The following is a 15,033-nucleotide window of genomic DNA, read 5'->3' as shown; positions in this document are numbered from 1 at the left end:
TTAAAACGGAGGGTCAAGATTTTCCCATTGCACTTTCCAGTCGTCGGGGAAGCCAGGATTGTGGTTTTCTTCTCCTTCAAAACCGGTACACATGGCGGCCACAGCCCAAAGCAACCCGCCATTTCCCGGAAGGTAAATCCGTAAACGGTCATCCTGGTAATTGTGCCCGTTGGGCAAATAACTGTTTTTCTGAACATCTTTCAGAAGCAGTTCAACAGCCTCTTCCGGTTTTCCCTGGCGGACTGCGCAAATGGCTGCCATCGGGTAATCCCAGCCCCAGGTGCGCGGCCAGTTCCAATTTTCAGCGATGTAGTTGAAAGTATTTTCCATGATTTGCCTTTCAGCCGGAACCGTTTCGGGGAGCAGTCCAAATGCTCCCAAAACCATTGGATGGTCGGAATAGTAATGCTCATTCTCATAAGAATCAGGTGCACTTTCTGCCGCCAGGTATAATCCGTCTTTTTGCGCAAACGACGGCAGCCCGTCAATCACTTTTTGCCATTCCTCGTTTTCTGGCAGGTTCATTCGCTGTCGCCATTTTTGGGCAACCGACAATCCCCAATGCCAATAGGCCACTTCAAACGGCGGATTGTAAGTTTTCTCCTTTTCGAGGCTCTCCTGCGCCGGAATCAGTGGCGGACCTAAAATGTAGCGATTGTTTTCGTCATTCCAACGGGCAAAATCGGCCATAAATTCTGCGGTTTCAAAAACCAATGGCGCATATTTTTCGAGCGTTTCCCGATATGGTTTCTCCCGGTAAACCAATTCGGCAAAATAGATGATGTGCGGTTGCTGCCAGATAAGGAACTCCCCTACTCCCGACGGGCTGTCATTTCCTGCCGGGCCAGTCATTTTGGGCCAGCGCACACCTTTGTAACCCTGAATTTCGGCCTTCTTTTTTGCCTTTTCAAAAATATCGGAATAATAACCAAGGCCTTTTTCCAACAATTCCGAGCGGTTCCACAGTGCCCAGTGCACACCATGCCACCAGTGCATTTCAAGATGAAATTTTCCGTACCAGCTGTTGAAAGTGAGTCCCGTTTCCTGTGGCGGAAATTCGCCGGCACACTGTATTCTGGTTAAGTATTGCGAAAGTATAGTCCGGCGCTCCAGTTCTTCAGCTCGCGGATCGTCAGTTCCTGAAAAATCAACAGCACCGCCGGTTTCCCAGAATTCCTGCCAATGACTGGCTGCAACTTCCTTTGTTTGCAAAAAATTTAATGGCTCAGCAAAATTATTATTCGGACTGTATTCGGCTGAAAACGAGAAAATTTCCGATTCACCAGCTGGCTGAAGCACAAAATAATGCGGTTCTTTTTGAATGATTTTGGCATTTCCACTCCAATTCAATTTTACAAAATAAGTAGTGGAATCGAGATTGTGTTCAAAAACAGCGCTGTTATTATTTTCGCTGATAACTGCTGACTGATGTTTTTCCGGACTTTGCCAGTCGGAAGCTCCGCCGGTATGGTTTCCGGTGGGATAAGGAAAACGCAAATTGATACCAACCAGCCCATTTTTTATTCTTTCGGATTGAACCTCAACTGCAATTATATCGCGCGATGGATGGCAGGTTGTCTGAACTTCCACCTTTTTCTGTTCAATTTTGAATGAGCTGGAAATGACACCTTCCCAAAGATTCAGGGTTTGTTCAATTTCCTCAATTGCATCCGGCTTTACACGCTGTCCGCCTGCTTTTAAAAGTTCGAAACCGATATTTCCGAGGTGTAGCCGATGCGGATTTTGCCTGAAATAGTTGGCTGCATCGCGTTTTCTGCCGGGCTCGTTCCATTGTACCGCATACGAAACTTTTCTTCCTTCCACATCAAAATACTGATATGTTTCCTCCAGCCGGTAATTTCCCTGGTTTGGAAAACTGTGCCAGCCCCATTCAGATTGGGTTCCCAGGCAAACGCCGTTTTCATACATTTCGGGGAAGGTTTGCAACCCGGTGGCATCTACTGAAAAAGCAAAACTACCATTTCCAACCGAAAGTGAGCCCAGCGAATCAAATTTGTTGACCGTTACATTATGTCTTGAAACCAAAGAAAAACGGTCGATTTTTTCTGAAGCAGATTTTCTCTTTTGAGAACAGGACAAAAAGGCGAGGGAAATAATTACAACGGAAAATAACGGTCGCATGATTCTGGTTTAAGTTTTTCCGGCTCAATTTAGCAAATCTTTATGGTGTTCGGCTCCAGGCGGAATCAAATGAACATCGTTCGTGCATATTTTCTTATAAAAGCCAACATAAAAGATGAAAATACGAAAACATAAGTTAAAAAAGAGCGCTGAAAAATGCCAGGCGCTCTCTTTTTAAACAAGACTCATCGCTAAAATCCCGGTACATATTTGTATTTATAAAAAACAGGTATTCCTGACGATAGCTTTTCAGTCTCTTCTTCAATGTATTTCCTGAAACCTTCTTCTGTTTTCCACTGATCCTTGTCAAGGCCCCACACGGCAAAAAAGTAGTGTTTTGACGGCTGGCCGCTTTCGCAATGCTGACCGATGTAGTATGTTTCGGAAATAATATTGCTGAACCCTTTTTCAGAAACGGTTTCAAAGCCGCGTTCAAAAAAATTGATATCCGAAGTTCGTCCGATTTTCCCGGCTTCCTCCAGGGGAACAGCAACCGCCATTCCCAGCTCATCGTTATTAAGCGACTGAACATCGTGCGTACCGATTACCTGGAAATCATTTGATTTAAACTGGAAAGGTTCCCGTTTCAAATGGCTTGTAACAATGCCGGTCACTATTTGCGAACCTTCGGGACAGCCGGTTACCGTAACATCTGATTCAAACCAGTATTTCCCGGGGTAAATCGTAATTCGTTCCACTGCGTCCAGCATTTCACCATCCACTTCCCAGCCTTTGTATCTCAGCTCAAAAACCGAACGTAGCGGGCCTTCCACAATTTTGTGATAGCTGTAAACATCAGTTGACCCCAACCGGAATAATGAATCTTCTTTCAGAAGCGCCAAACCACCTGATCCCAGTGAGCTTCCGCAATGCAATACATCCATTCCCCAGTCGGCCAGTTCGTGGTAGCTGCCTATCTCGGGGGTATGAATTTTATCGATTATCATTTCCGGTTTGAGCTTGCCAAACAAATCTTTCACATTCCGGCAGTCGAAATAATTGCGGAACCCGATTTTATCATTTTCCCAGTTTACACTTTCTCCCTGGGCAATAATTTCAAAACCATCGTCGCAGGGCAAAGCTTCGTAATTATCAACTTCCTGAAATGAACCATCCTCTTGTGTAATTCCCAGTCGCAGATTTGTTCGTTTATCAAACTTCGGATATTCATTTTCCGGGAAGAAATCAATTTCCATTACAAGCGTTTCACCGGCTTCAAAATCAGTAACCAAAACCACCTCATCCCATTCTCCGTCGCCGTCCAAATCATCAACCTGGGTTGGGACAAAATCGCCATTCTCAAATTTGAAAACCGGCAGTTCCCCTGCTTCAAGTTCAACATACTCAGCAATGGAAGCTCTCTCCAGTAAGACGACCTCATCTTTCCGTGGGCTGTCGAGAGGATTTTCAAATGTGTAAGTTGACTTTTTCTTACACGAAAAGGAAAGGGGAATCAGCAACACAAGCAGGTAAAGTTTGGTACTCATTTTAAATTTCATTTTCGCCTTTTACATACCCAAAGTTTGCCAGAATTCCGCCATCGACATAAAGTACCTGGCCGTTAACAAAGTTACTGGCCTGAGAAGCCAGAAAGAGAGCTGCATTGCCCACATCTTCCGGCTCACCCCAGCGACCGGCGGGAGTGCGGGTCATCACCAAATCGTTGAACGGGTGGCCGCCTTCACGGATGGGCGCTGTTTGCGCAGTGGCAATGTAGCCGGGGCCGATTCCGTTAATCTGAATGTTGTACTTGGCCCATTCGCAGGTCATGTTGGCGGTAAGAAGTTTCAATCCGCCCTTAGCCGAAGCGTATGCCGAAACCGAGTTGCGACCGTAAACGCTCATCATGGAACACATATTGATAATTTTTCCATAGCGTTTTTCAATCATTTTGGGAACAACCCGTTTGGAAACGATAAACGGGCCCACCAAATCGATATCAATTACCTGCTTGTAATCGTCAACTGGCATATCGAGGATGGGAATCCGTTTAATGATTCCGGCATTGTTCACCAGAATATCGATGGTTCCCACCTCTTTTTCAATGCGTGAGATTCCGCTGTCAACATCCTCTTCGCTTGTCACATCGAACTTCAGCGTATATACATCAATTCCTGCCTCCGCGTATTCTTTTTTGCAGCTTTCCAGTTTTTCATCGGAAATATCGTTCACACATATTTTTGCACCGGCTTTTCCCAGCACTTTTCCAATGGCCATTCCAATACCGTGGGTGCCCCCGGTTACAAGTGAAACTTTTCCTGATAAGTCGAATAGTTCGTTCATATCGTTTTGATTTTTTTGAATCACATTAAAAAATAAAATTACCTCAAATCTTTCGGTTCAATATTGTCCATATCTGTGTAATCGAGATTTTCGCCGGCCATGCCCCAAATGAACGTGTAGTTGGCCGTTCCTGCCGCCGAGTGAAGCGACCAGTTGGGCGAAATCACCACCTGTTCGTTGTGCATCCAAATGTGGCGGGTATTGTCCGGTTCGCCCATAAAATGACAAATGGTTTGATCTTCGGGCAGGTTAAAATAGAAGTACACCTCGTTCCTGCGGCTGTGCCTGTCGGCGGCATGGTATTCCACACGCTTCCGGGTTTCAGCTCAGTCATTCCCATTTGTAATTGGCAGGTATCAACTACCTGGTTAATTATCAGCTGATTGATAGTGCGTTCATTGGAAGTTTCAAGTGAACCTTTATGCAGCACATTGGCATCGGCCAGCGTAATGTGTTTTACCGGATATTCTTTATGGGCAGGTGCCGAGTTAATGTAAAATTTGGCCGGATTTTCAGCTGATTCTGAACTGAATTCCACCTCTTTGCTTCCTTTTCCGATATAAATGGCTTCTTTGGTGTTCAAATCGTAAGCGGTTCCATCCACTTTAACGGTACCTTTCCCGCCAATATTGATAGCTCCTACTTCGCGGCGGTAGCAGAAAAACTCAGCTTTCAACGGATCAATCGTCTCCAGTTTCAGTGGCTTGTCAACCGGAACAGCGCCCCCCACAATGAACCGTTCTATGGCCGAATAAACCAACCGGATATTACCGGGATCCATCACTTTTTCCATTAAGAATTCTTTTCTTATTCGCTCTGTATCATACGTTTTAAAATCCTCAGGATGGTATGCAAACCTTTCTTCATAAATTGTTGCCATAATCTATTCCTTTTTATTAAAGTCTTATCTACAAATATAACCAGAATAAACAAAAATGCAATCGATTGCATTTCTAAAAAAATAATTTTTAACTTTACCATTAAATTGAAGTAAATGGGCAAGCAAGCAGAAATAACCATTCACGACATTGCAAAAAAACTGGGGATTTCGGCCTCAACGGTTTCGAGAGCGTTAAACAATAATCCTCTGATTAGCAAAGCTACGCAAGCAAAAATTAAAGAAACGGCGGCAAAAATGGGGTACCGGCCCAATACCATGGCGGCCAACCTGCGCACCCGAAAAACCAATACCATTGGGGTAATCGTTCCACTCATCAACAGGCATTTTTTCTCATCGGTAATCAGCGGCATTGAAGATGTGGCCTACAACAGTGGTTTTGCCGTTACCATAACGCAATCGAACGACAGTTTTGAAAAAGAGGAAAAAATTGCCCAAACCCTCTATTCCAACCGGGTTGACGGAGTAATCGTATCCATTGGAATGGAAACTACAAAATTCAACCACCTCAAACATTTTTCAGAACGAAACATTCCCCTGGTATTTTTCGACCGTGTTGTTGATGAAATTGAAGCGCATAAAATTTCGGTTGATGATTTTAACGGCGGATTTAAAGCCACACAACATCTAATTGAACAGGGAGCAAAAAAAATTGCCCATATTGGCGGACCACTTAACCTGAATATTTACCGCAAACGGTTAGATGGATTTTGCGCTGCCATGAAAAAAGCCGGACTTGAAGTTGACCGGCAAATGCTTTTGCATAACAGCCTGACCCGAACCGACGGCACCAATGCCATCAAAAAATTGCTGAAAAACCCACAAAAACCTGATGCCATTTTTTGTGCCAACGACACCACTGCGCTGAGTGTGATTATTTATTTGGTTGAAAACGGAATAAAAATACCTGAAGATATTATGGTAGTCGGGTTCAGCAACGAACCGTTTTCCGAAGTGGTTACGCCTTCCATAAGCACCATTCGGCAACCCGGATTTGAAATGGGGCAAAAAGCGGCAGAACTGATAATTGAACAAATAAAGCAAAAAAATCAGCCTTCCCTTTTTCAAAACATTGTAATGCCCACTGAACTTATTATCAGGCAATCTTCATTCAAAAAAAAGGGATAGAGAATATCCCCTTGAAAACCTAAGAGAATCAGTTATCACCCCATCGAACTACCAGTTCATATCGTCACAAACACTCTGGCTGAATTTATGGTCAATTTTTATTCTGACCCTACCGTCTTCCATCAATTCGGAACTTACATCAGAGCCAATTTCGTGCAGATATGAACCGTCGTCAGCAAATTCGGTAAACAAAGTGGAGTACTCCCATTCGTCTTCCCAAAGCAACCGGAATTCGTACTCCTGGCCGGGCAAAGCAAGCAAGTCAACTACGCCGCCGGCCATATCAACTCCCTGCCACGGATTATCGCTGTCTTTAATTTTGAATTCACCGCTGTAAGTTGGAGCAACGGCAACGCCCGGGTTGTCGGGACAATAAGCTTTCAGAACAACCTGGTATTGTTCGTAATTTTCCTTTGGGTCAACATTCACCGTGTAACTACCCGAACAGAAATTATCGATTTGAAGAGTTGGAATGGGTTTGAAGGCCGGATTATTATCACGGAAAACAAGTTTCACTGCTTTTTGCGGCGTGTTCTCCACGGTAAATTCCTCAGGGAAATTTCCTTTAAAATTAATGGTGGTCAACAAGTTGTCATTCATGTCGTACACGTCAGCATCAATAGAAAAACTGGATGTTACTCCCGACTGAAAAGTAATTTTACTTCCGGTATCACAAAGATTTTCGGCAGATGCTTTCACCAGGGTGTAACTGATGTCCAGCGAGTTGTAAACCGACTGTGTTCCGAGAATATCCCACACATCACTAAAAACGGCAAATCCAAAAATGTCGGGTTCCGGCGCGCCGGTATATTCTGAATTCAACTTTACTACACCGCCGTTCAAGTCTCCCACTTCGCGTCCCACTAAAGTAATTTTTTCAATTCTTCCGGTTTCCAGTTTTTGAAACAGGACACTGGTTGGAATGCCATCAATGTTCACCACATCAATTTCGGGCGAATAATTGGAGAATGATTTTAGTGAGAGGCTAATGAAATTTTCGGGATCGTTATTGATTGCCTCTGTCACCTCTTCCGAAGATGCAAAAAATAAATCGCCGTTTGTATCTTTAAATTTTGCCAAATCATTCAGGGAAATTTCATATTGTATTTTGTAGGCCTTTTCTTCGACCGCCGATTTCAATCCATCACTTTCAACTTTAGAAAACACAATGGTTGTGTCTCCGTCTCCGTAATCGATTTCGCCGCCAATTTCACTTTCATCTTCATCCTCAGTCTTCGACAAATACAGTTCAAACGTTTTTTTGCCTTCATTTTTCAGTTGAAAGGCTTTGGTTAAATTGTTATAACCTTCTGCCTCCACATTCACTGAAAATTTGAATGGGCTGCTTTCACTTATTGTCACGGCTGGGTCAACGGTGAGCTCCAACTGTCCCAGATCAGACACATATTCAGGATTTTTTTCGCCCGAAAAAGTGACAATATCGTTCCCGTTTTCTCCGGAAAAGCTGATGGTAGCGGTACTGGAAATCAACTCACCAGTTGTAACATCAATCAGCTTGTAAGTCATCCGGGTATTAAAAAAATTAAAATCGAGAATAAGCAGGTTGATGTCATCGCCTGTTTCTTTATCTTTTAAAGGGTTGTCGAGGTAATCGCTGCAACCTGCAAAAAGTGCAGCAATTATTATTACTACTGTAATTTTTATTGTGTTAAATTTAGTGTTCTTCATATTTATAACATTTTAATTACCAAATTAAAAAAGCCTGACGGCAATAGCAAATTTTACTACCGGATAAAATTTGTAAACAGAAAATTGATCTTCAAGGTAGGTTTTATGATCATGAGCCGAATCTGCAATGGGCTTTAACAAACCACTCGCTGAAATCTCCAGTTCAGGCGGCCCCATGTAATATAGTCCGGTTTCAAAATTATAGGCTATTCTTTTCTGCTTTCCCAAAAACTTACGAAAGCCGGCAGCTATGTATGGAGCAGTCTTCACTGAAGATTTAAACTGAAAATTGAAATCTCCCACATCTTCTGCCGGGATGGAAATATCGCCATACTCCATATCGCTTACCGCCTCTCCTGCCAAACCCGGCTGAAATTTATTTATAACCACACCTCCGGATAAGTACAACGCCGGCCGGTAAAACCAGTTCAACAACAAGGAAATTCCACCTGTTTTGTAATTCAGGTTAGCAGCGTAATCAATATCGTCTTCGGTCAGGTTAAAAGAATGGTTGAAATTTAAAGTCTCATACCCCGCCTTTAAAGTAAACCGCTTGTTTATCTGATACTGAACATCCAGCCCTAAACCATTTGTTGATGCCAGCGCCCCGGCAAAAATACCGGAACCTGCTTCGTCCGTTTGATTGGATCGCAGTAAATTTGCTCCGGCTTTTGCCTGTACAAAAACTGACAGCATCAGTAAAAAAGTAATAATTGTTTTATTCATCAATCTTAAAAATTATCATTTTTTGAGCTTCCAAAATTAATACTAACTAAATACAAAACGCAGGGTTTATCCAATATATTACATTAAGTACTTCATTTTCAGCAAACATAACATTAGCCAATCAGCAAAAATTCAGGTTGTGATCAGTATTTTGGAGATTTGTTTAGTACAAACCACATTTCTTTTTTATCAATCAGTTACCTAATTTTGCAGCATGAAATTCAAAGTAGCCTCGGAATATAAACCAACCGGTGATCAGCCGGAAGCCATCCGGCAGCTGGCTGAGGGAATTGAAAACGGCGACCGGTTTCAAACCCTGCTCGGGGTTACCGGCTCGGGAAAAACGTTTACCATGGCCAATGTAGTTGAGCAAGTGCAGCGGCCCACCCTGATTCTAAGCCACAACAAAACACTGGCCGCCCAGCTTTACGGCGAAATGAAACAGTTTTTCCCCGAAAATGCCGTGGAATATTTTGTGTCGTACTACGATTATTACCAACCCGAAGCTTATCTTCCTACCACCGATACTTACATCGAAAAAGACCTTTCCATAAACAAGGATATTGAAAAACTGCGGCTGAGCACCACTTCGGCACTGCTTTCCGGAAGACGTGACGTGGTGGTGGTTTCATCTGTTTCGTGCTTGTACGGAATTGGAAACCCCGAAGATTTTCACGCCAATGTTACTGAACTGAAAGTTGGACAGGCGGTTTCGCGGAATGCCATGCTCCGTCAACTGGTAGATGCGCTTTATTCCCGAACGGAAGTAGATTTCCAGCGGGGTAATTTCAGGGTGAAAGGCGACACCGTCGATATTTTTCCGGCTTATGCCGACACCGGAATCCGGGTGGTTTTCTGGGGCGACGAGGTGGAAGAAATTTCCAGTTTCGATCCGGAAACCGGCCAGACCTACGGCCAGATGGACGAAGTGGTGATTTACCCGGCCAATATATTTGTGACTACCAAAGCTCGTATGAATTCAGCCATCAAACAAATTCAGGACGACCTGGTGGGGCAAATCGATTATTTTAATGAAATTGGTAAACCGCAGGAAGCCAAACGCATTCAGGAACGGGTGGAGTACGATTTGGAAATGATGCGCGAACTGGGCTACTGTCCGGGCATTGAAAATTATTCGCGCTATTTCGACGGACGGAGTCCGGGGTCTCGCCCATTTTGTTTGCTCGATTATTTCCCTGACGATTTTATGTGTGTTATCGACGAAAGTCACGTAACAATTCCACAAATCAGGGCGATGTACGGTGGCGACAATTCGCGCAAAACAACACTGGTGGAATATGGATTCCGGCTGCCTGCAGCAATGGACAACCGCCCATTGAAATTTGAAGAGTTTGAAAAACTGGTGAACCAGGTAGTTTATGTAAGTGCCACTCCGGCGGATTACGAACTGGCCAAATGCGACGGTGTGGTGGTGGAACAAATTATCCGGCCAACCGGCCTGCTCGATCCCATAATCGACGTGCGGCCAAGTACCAACCAGATTGACGACCTGATGCACGAAATCAACCTTCGTATTGAAAAAAATGAACGTACACTGGTAACCACCCTCACCAAACGAATGGCCGAAGAGCTTTCGAAATACCTGCTGAACATGGGCGTAAAAACGCGTTATATTCATTCCGATGTGGACACCATGGAACGTGTTGAAATAATGGAGCAACTGCGCAGAGGGGAATTCAATGTGCTGGTGGGAATTAACCTGCTCCGCGAGGGTCTGGATTTACCGGAAGTTTCGCTGGTGGCCATTCTCGATGCCGATAAAGAAGGATTCCTTCGTTCAGAACGATCGCTGACACAAACGGCCGGCCGTGCTGCACGTAACCTGAACGGAGAGGTAATTATGTATGCCGATAAAGTAACCGACTCGATGCAGCGCACTATCGATTCTACAAACTACCGGAGAGAAAAACAGCTCAAATACAACGAAGAAAATAATATCATTCCTACTGCCATTGTTAAACCTACGCGTGAAATTATTGGATACGAGTACAGGAGTGGCAAAAAACCGGAAGAATATGCAGATACAGTTCATCCCGATGTAGCTGCCGATCCGGTAGTTCAATATATGAGCCCCGAAGGCCTGGAAAAAACCATCGAAAAAACCCGCAAACAGATGAGAGCAGCGGCTAAAGATCTTGATTTCATTGAAGCCGCCCGCCTGCGCGACGAAATGTTTGCACTGGAAAAATTACTGAAGGAGAAGAAAAAATAATTTTTGTCAATTTTGCAGGATAAAATTTTTAGCCGCTGAATAAAATGTATTTTTGCAGCGAATTTAAGGAGAGAATATGGGAATTTCAGTATTGGAAAATCTTCAGATAGTACGTTCAGTAATTTTTAAACCAAAAGAATTCTGGAACGAACAGAAACAGCACAAATCACCAAAAAAAAACCTGTTTTTCAGCTACTTTGTTCCACTATTGGCAGTAGTTGCAATTGCTGTTTTTTTAGGTGAATTTCTAAAAAACAATAATTATTATGCTGATTTTGCCCTGCTAAAATCGCTCCGCGAAATTTTGCTTTTCACTTTACAATATTTCATTTCGGTGTTTTTCACTTATCATCTGATGAAAACTTTTGGAGGAGTAAAAAACAAATCGTCTGCCCGCAGGCTGGTTGCTTTCTCACTCACCCCGTTTTTGCTGGTTTCCATTATTACAGGCCTTTTCCAGTTTCTGTACGTGGTGGATGCACTGGGTTTGTACAGCTTTTATATTTTTTGGGTGGGGGCAAAAGAGTTGCTGGATTTTCCGGAACGCAAATTTGAGAAGTACGCGCTAATTACTATTCTGGTAAACTTTTTTATCTTTAGTTTTTTAAGTGTCTCGTTGTCGAAACTTTTAACCGCATATTTATAGTGGCACATCAAAAAGGAAATATTAACGTAAAGAACCGCAAGGCTACATTTGAGTATGAACTGATTGAAAAGTTTGTTGCCGGCATGCAGCTGGCAGGTACAGAAATCAAATCAATCAGAAACGGCAAAGTAAATTTGAGCGATGCGTATTGCCAGTTCTATTCGGGCGAGCTTTATGCCCGGAACGTTCACATTTCGGAGTATGAAATGGGAACCCACAGCAATCACGAGGCCAAACGCGACCGGAAATTACTCTTAACAAAAAAAGAACTGCAAAAACTGGATCGCAAAACAAAAGAATCGGGATTCACCATTGTGCCAACTCGTCTTTTTATTAACGACCGGGGCCTGGCCAAGCTCGAAATTGCCCTGGCACGTGGTAAAAAAATGTATGACAAGCGCGAAACGTTAAAACAAAAAGATTCGAAACGGGAAATGGACCGGATGATGAAGTTCTAAGCCACCTCCATATTCTCTATAGGAATAATTTTATTGCCTTTATATTTAAGCAGTAAATTGGCCACTGCCAATGTATCTTTTTCGCAATATTTTGCAATCCGGCCAATATCATTTTCTTCCCAGTAAATTTTAGCCACCTGGCTGCCATCGATGTCATCTTTTGGCGTTGGAATATTAAACAATTCGCACAGCAGCGACAAAGAAGTGTAATGTTTGTAGTCGCCAAATTTCCATAACTGCAGTGTGTCAATCAGCCGATCTTTAAGTTCCCAGGGTTTGGCACCGGCAATGTCAAATATTTTTGGCAATACCAAATTATTCACCAAGGCACGCCGGGCAATATAGGGGAAATCAAATTCCTGCCCGTTATGTGCGCAAAGCCTTCTTTTCCCGGTGCGCGAAAAAGCATCCCATGCATTGAAAAAATTCTGAATTAAAACCTTTTCATCATCGTTGGTAAACGATTTTACCCTGAAAACCAACTCGCCCTGCTTTTGAAAAACATACCCGGCTGAAATACAGACAATCCGGCCAAACTCGGCATAAATACCGGCACGGTCGTAAAGTACCTCGGCAGGCTCGTCGTTGTTAATCTGAAACTTCATTTTATTTTCCCAAAGCTGCTTCCACTTTTCGTTCAAATCGTTATATTCCGGTGCAAGCGGCACAGTTTCAATATCGAGAAACAGGACTTCTTCAATGTTTAAATTTTTCAGCATTCAATTGTTTTTTAAGGTGTGGTTGATGTGATTTGTCAGTATATTAATTGCCACCTGGTTCATGCCCCCCTGCGGAATTATAATGTCGGCAAAACGTTTGGTGGGCTCAATAAACTGCAGGTGGCTGGGGCGTACTGTTTTTTCGTAGCGGTCGAGTACCTGGTCAACATTTCGGCTCCGCTCGTTCATATCGCGCCTGATGACTCTCGACAACCGAATATCCGAATCGCAATCGACAAAAACTTTGATGTCCATTAAATTGCGCAAGGCTTTATTTGTGAGGCACAGAATCCCTTCAACAATTAAAACTTCTTTGGGAGTTACCTGCCGGCTTTCTTCCATACGGGTGCAGCTGATAAAAGAATAAACCGGTTCATTTACCGGAATTCCTTTTTGAAGTTTTTTTACATGGTCTATCATCAAACCAAATTCCACCGAATCAGGATGATCGAAATTCTTCTTCCTTCGTTCCTCAAGGCTCAGGTGGCTGTTATCGAAATAATACGAATCCTGCGAAAGGATGGCCACTTCATCTTCCTGAAATTGTTCGGCAATTTTCCGTACCACAGTTGTTTTTCCCGAACCGGTGCCGCCGGCAACGCCAATTACAAGCATCTTCTTTTTAGTTAATTGTTAAAACTGACAGAATTAAATGAAATCAATTAATGCAGCTGCTAATAAAACACTAATTTCGCTGGCAGAAAAATCTAAGATACAAAAATTAGCAAGGCTATGATTAACCACATTGTACTTTTTAAACTGAAGGATTACCCGGCAAATGAAAAAACAAAAGTTGTTGAAGAACTCAAATCATTGCTCGAGAGCCTGAAAGGAAAAATAAAAGAAGTAAAACACCTTGAAGTTGGCACTAACTACGAACTAAAAGCTAAAAGCTACGACATTGCACTAATATCTCATTTCGAATCGCTGGAAGATTTGGACACCTATCGCGTGCATCCTGAACATTTAAAAGTGGTGGAACGCATTAAAGAAACCACATCGGAACGTGCTGCTGTTGATTACAAATTTTAATTCATAAAAAATAAAAATTATGGCCGGTTTGTATCCGTTGAAATTCAAGCCCATTTTGCACGAAAAAATCTGGGGAGGCAATCGCCTGAAAGAATTACTCAACAAAGATATTGACAACCTCCCCAATTGTGGCGAGAGCTGGGAAATTTCATCCGTTGAAGGTAAAATTTCGGAAGTAAATAATGGATATCTTCAGGGCAACAACCTGCAGGAACTCATCGAAGTTTATATGGGCGATTTGGTAGGTGAAAAAATTTACAAAAAATATGGGATTGAATTCCCGCTCCTCATCAAATTCATTGATGCCCAGGCCGATTTATCCATTCAGGTTCACCCCAACGACGAACTTTCAAAAAAACGGCACAATGCCTACGGAAAAACCGAAATGTGGTATGTGGTGAATGCTGAAGACGGTTCGCTCATAAATTCAGGATTCAACCAGCCGGTAACCCGCGAGAAATACCTTGAATACCTTGAAAACGGGAAATTAACTGATTTGCTGTGCTACGAAAAAACTGCCACGGGCGATGTATTTTTCATCCCGGCCGGGCGCGTGCATGCCATTGGAAAAGGTATTTTACTGGCCGAAATTCAGCAAACCTCTGATGTTACTTACCGCATTTACGACTACGACCGCAAAGACGAAAACGGAAACAAACGCGAACTGCATACTGATTTGGCGCTCGATGCCATTGACTTTACCTACCAGGACGAGTACAAAACAAAATACAAGGCAGAAAAAAACAAATCTTCTGAAATTGTCAGCTGCGACTATTTCACAACCAACATTCTCGATTTCTCGGAAAAACTGGAAAAAGACTATCACCACTTCGATTCGTTTGTAGTTTATATGACGCTCGAAGGTCAATTCAATATTGAATATGAAGGCGGAAATGAAAAAGTAAACAAAGGTGAAACAGTACTTTTGCCGGCAAGTTTGGAGTCGGTCCGGTTAAAACCGGAAACCGAAAGTGCAAAAGTTCTTGAAATCTACATTAAGTAACAGTATCACAAAATTTTAAAACTCCCAATAGCATGAACCGGAATCAGATTTTACCAATAAAACAGAAATCATTCGG

The 15,033-nt window shown here is 43.0% G+C and carries 15 protein-coding genes; 6 read left to right on the top strand and 9 right to left on the bottom strand.

What is annotated here, in order from left to right; all coding sequences use genetic code 11:
- The 5 genes from BUC07_RS07555 to kduI form a co-directional block, all read right to left on the bottom strand.
- Positions 1-2,142 (bottom strand): hypothetical protein, encoded by a 2,142-nt coding sequence (locus BUC07_RS07555; protein WP_073168020.1) that lies wholly within the window; start codon positions 2,140-2,142, stop codon positions 1-3.
- A gap of 191 nt (positions 2,143-2,333) precedes the next feature.
- A complete protein-coding gene (locus BUC07_RS07550) occupies positions 2,334-3,629 on the bottom strand; it encodes a DUF4861 domain-containing protein (protein ID WP_175552490.1) in 1,296 nt (431 codons plus the stop codon).
- A 1-nt stretch (position 3,630) separates the two neighbouring features.
- On the bottom strand, positions 3,631-4,425 hold the full coding sequence (locus tag BUC07_RS07545; RefSeq protein WP_073168167.1) for a gluconate 5-dehydrogenase: 795 nt from the start codon (positions 4,423-4,425) through the stop codon (positions 3,631-3,633).
- Positions 4,426-4,463: 38 nt separating this feature from the next.
- Complete coding sequence (locus BUC07_RS21605) at positions 4,464-4,610, bottom strand: 5-deoxy-glucuronate isomerase (protein ID WP_394333206.1); 147 nt, start codon at positions 4,608-4,610, stop codon at positions 4,464-4,466.
- Positions 4,589-5,305 (bottom strand): 5-dehydro-4-deoxy-D-glucuronate isomerase, encoded by a 717-nt coding sequence (gene kduI, locus BUC07_RS07540; protein ID WP_262509490.1) that lies wholly within the window; start codon positions 5,303-5,305, stop codon positions 4,589-4,591. Before kduI ends, BUC07_RS21605 begins: the two co-directional genes overlap by 22 nt.
- 114 nt (positions 5,306-5,419) lie before the next feature.
- On the opposite strand from kduI, the gene BUC07_RS07535 reads away from it, so the two are divergent.
- Positions 5,420-6,451: a LacI family DNA-binding transcriptional regulator gene (locus tag BUC07_RS07535; protein WP_073168016.1), complete on the top strand. Its 1,032-nt coding sequence runs from the start codon at positions 5,420-5,422 to the stop codon at positions 6,449-6,451.
- Positions 6,452-6,499: 48 nt separating this feature from the next.
- Here the strand turns inward: BUC07_RS07535 and BUC07_RS07530 are convergent, their stop codons facing one another.
- Together BUC07_RS07530 and BUC07_RS07525 are read right to left on the bottom strand one after the other, a co-directional pair.
- A complete protein-coding gene (locus BUC07_RS07530) occupies positions 6,500-8,140 on the bottom strand; it encodes a hypothetical protein (RefSeq protein ID WP_073168014.1) in 1,641 nt (546 codons plus the stop codon).
- A gap of 24 nt (positions 8,141-8,164) precedes the next feature.
- Positions 8,165-8,866 carry a hypothetical protein gene (locus BUC07_RS07525; protein ID WP_073168012.1) on the bottom strand — a complete coding sequence of 234 codons (702 nt, stop codon included), beginning with the start codon at positions 8,864-8,866 and terminating at the stop codon, positions 8,165-8,167.
- Positions 8,867-9,080: 214 nt separating this feature from the next.
- Here BUC07_RS07525 and uvrB point away from each other — a divergent pair, with 214 nt between their 5' ends.
- The 3 genes from uvrB (at position 9,081) to smpB (ending at position 12,203) form a co-directional block, all read left to right on the top strand.
- Entirely contained in the window at positions 9,081-11,099 is a 2,019-nt protein-coding gene (uvrB, locus tag BUC07_RS07520) for an excinuclease ABC subunit UvrB (RefSeq protein WP_073168010.1), read from the top strand.
- Between the two features lie 76 nt (positions 11,100-11,175).
- Positions 11,176-11,745, top strand: coding sequence for a Yip1 family protein (locus BUC07_RS07515; protein WP_073168007.1), 570 nt, complete (start codon positions 11,176-11,178; stop codon positions 11,743-11,745).
- Positions 11,745-12,203, top strand: a complete 459-nt coding sequence (smpB, locus tag BUC07_RS07510) for an SsrA-binding protein SmpB (RefSeq protein WP_073168005.1) — start codon at positions 11,745-11,747, stop codon at positions 12,201-12,203. The genes BUC07_RS07515 and smpB overlap by 1 nt, the downstream gene beginning before the upstream one ends.
- On the opposite strand, the gene BUC07_RS07505 is transcribed toward smpB, so the two are convergent.
- Both BUC07_RS07505 and udk read right to left on the bottom strand, forming a co-directional pair.
- Positions 12,200-12,922: a 3'-5' exonuclease gene (locus BUC07_RS07505; protein ID WP_073168003.1), complete on the bottom strand. Its 723-nt coding sequence runs from the start codon at positions 12,920-12,922 to the stop codon at positions 12,200-12,202. The two genes, smpB and BUC07_RS07505, sit on opposite strands and share 4 nt — an antisense overlap.
- Complete coding sequence (udk, locus tag BUC07_RS07500) at positions 12,923-13,537, bottom strand: uridine kinase (RefSeq protein ID WP_073168001.1); 615 nt, start codon at positions 13,535-13,537, stop codon at positions 12,923-12,925.
- Positions 13,538-13,654: 117 nt separating this feature from the next.
- Between udk and BUC07_RS07495 the strand changes: the two genes are divergently transcribed.
- Positions 13,655-13,954, top strand: a complete 300-nt coding sequence (locus BUC07_RS07495; RefSeq protein ID WP_073167999.1) for a Dabb family protein — start codon at positions 13,655-13,657, stop codon at positions 13,952-13,954.
- A gap of 19 nt (positions 13,955-13,973) precedes the next feature.
- Positions 13,974-14,957 (top strand): type I phosphomannose isomerase catalytic subunit, encoded by a 984-nt coding sequence (locus tag BUC07_RS07490; protein WP_073167997.1) that lies wholly within the window; start codon positions 13,974-13,976, stop codon positions 14,955-14,957.
- Positions 14,958-15,033: the final 76 nt, after the last annotated feature.

Source organism: Tangfeifania diversioriginum, from assembly GCF_900141875.1.
GTDB lineage: Bacteria > Bacteroidota > Bacteroidia > Bacteroidales > Prolixibacteraceae > Tangfeifania > Tangfeifania diversioriginum.
Note: the sequence above shows the minus strand (reverse complement) of the source record. Positions and strands in the feature narration are given on the sequence as shown.

Coding starts and splice junctions, on each gene's coding strand:
- BUC07_RS07545 (WP_073168167.1), bottom strand. CDS start 4,425: ATGAACGAACTATTCGACTTATCAGGAAAAGTTTCACTTGTAACCGGG.
- BUC07_RS07550 (WP_175552490.1), bottom strand. CDS start 3,629: ATGAGTACCAAACTTTACCTGCTTGTGTTGCTGATTCCCCTTTCCTTT.
- BUC07_RS07530 (WP_073168014.1), bottom strand. CDS start 8,140: ATGAAGAACACTAAATTTAACACAATAAAAATTACAGTAGTAATAATA.
- BUC07_RS07490 (WP_073167997.1), top strand. CDS start 13,974: ATGGCCGGTTTGTATCCGTTGAAATTCAAGCCCATTTTGCACGAAAAA.
- BUC07_RS21605 (WP_394333206.1), bottom strand. CDS start 4,610: ATGCACAACGAACAGGTGGTGATTTCGCCCAACTGGTCGCTTCACTCG.
- BUC07_RS07535 (WP_073168016.1), top strand. CDS start 5,420: ATGGGCAAGCAAGCAGAAATAACCATTCACGACATTGCAAAAAAACTG.
- udk (WP_073168001.1), bottom strand. CDS start 13,537: ATGCTTGTAATTGGCGTTGCCGGCGGCACCGGTTCGGGAAAAACAACT.
- BUC07_RS07555 (WP_073168020.1), bottom strand. CDS start 2,142: ATGCGACCGTTATTTTCCGTTGTAATTATTTCCCTCGCCTTTTTGTCC.
- uvrB (WP_073168010.1), top strand. CDS start 9,081: ATGAAATTCAAAGTAGCCTCGGAATATAAACCAACCGGTGATCAGCCG.
- BUC07_RS07525 (WP_073168012.1), bottom strand. CDS start 8,866: ATGAATAAAACAATTATTACTTTTTTACTGATGCTGTCAGTTTTTGTA.
- BUC07_RS07515 (WP_073168007.1), top strand. CDS start 11,176: ATGGGAATTTCAGTATTGGAAAATCTTCAGATAGTACGTTCAGTAATT.
- BUC07_RS07495 (WP_073167999.1), top strand. CDS start 13,655: ATGATTAACCACATTGTACTTTTTAAACTGAAGGATTACCCGGCAAAT.
- BUC07_RS07505 (WP_073168003.1), bottom strand. CDS start 12,922: ATGCTGAAAAATTTAAACATTGAAGAAGTCCTGTTTCTCGATATTGAA.
- kduI (WP_262509490.1), bottom strand. CDS start 5,305: ATGGCAACAATTTATGAAGAAAGGTTTGCATACCATCCTGAGGATTTT.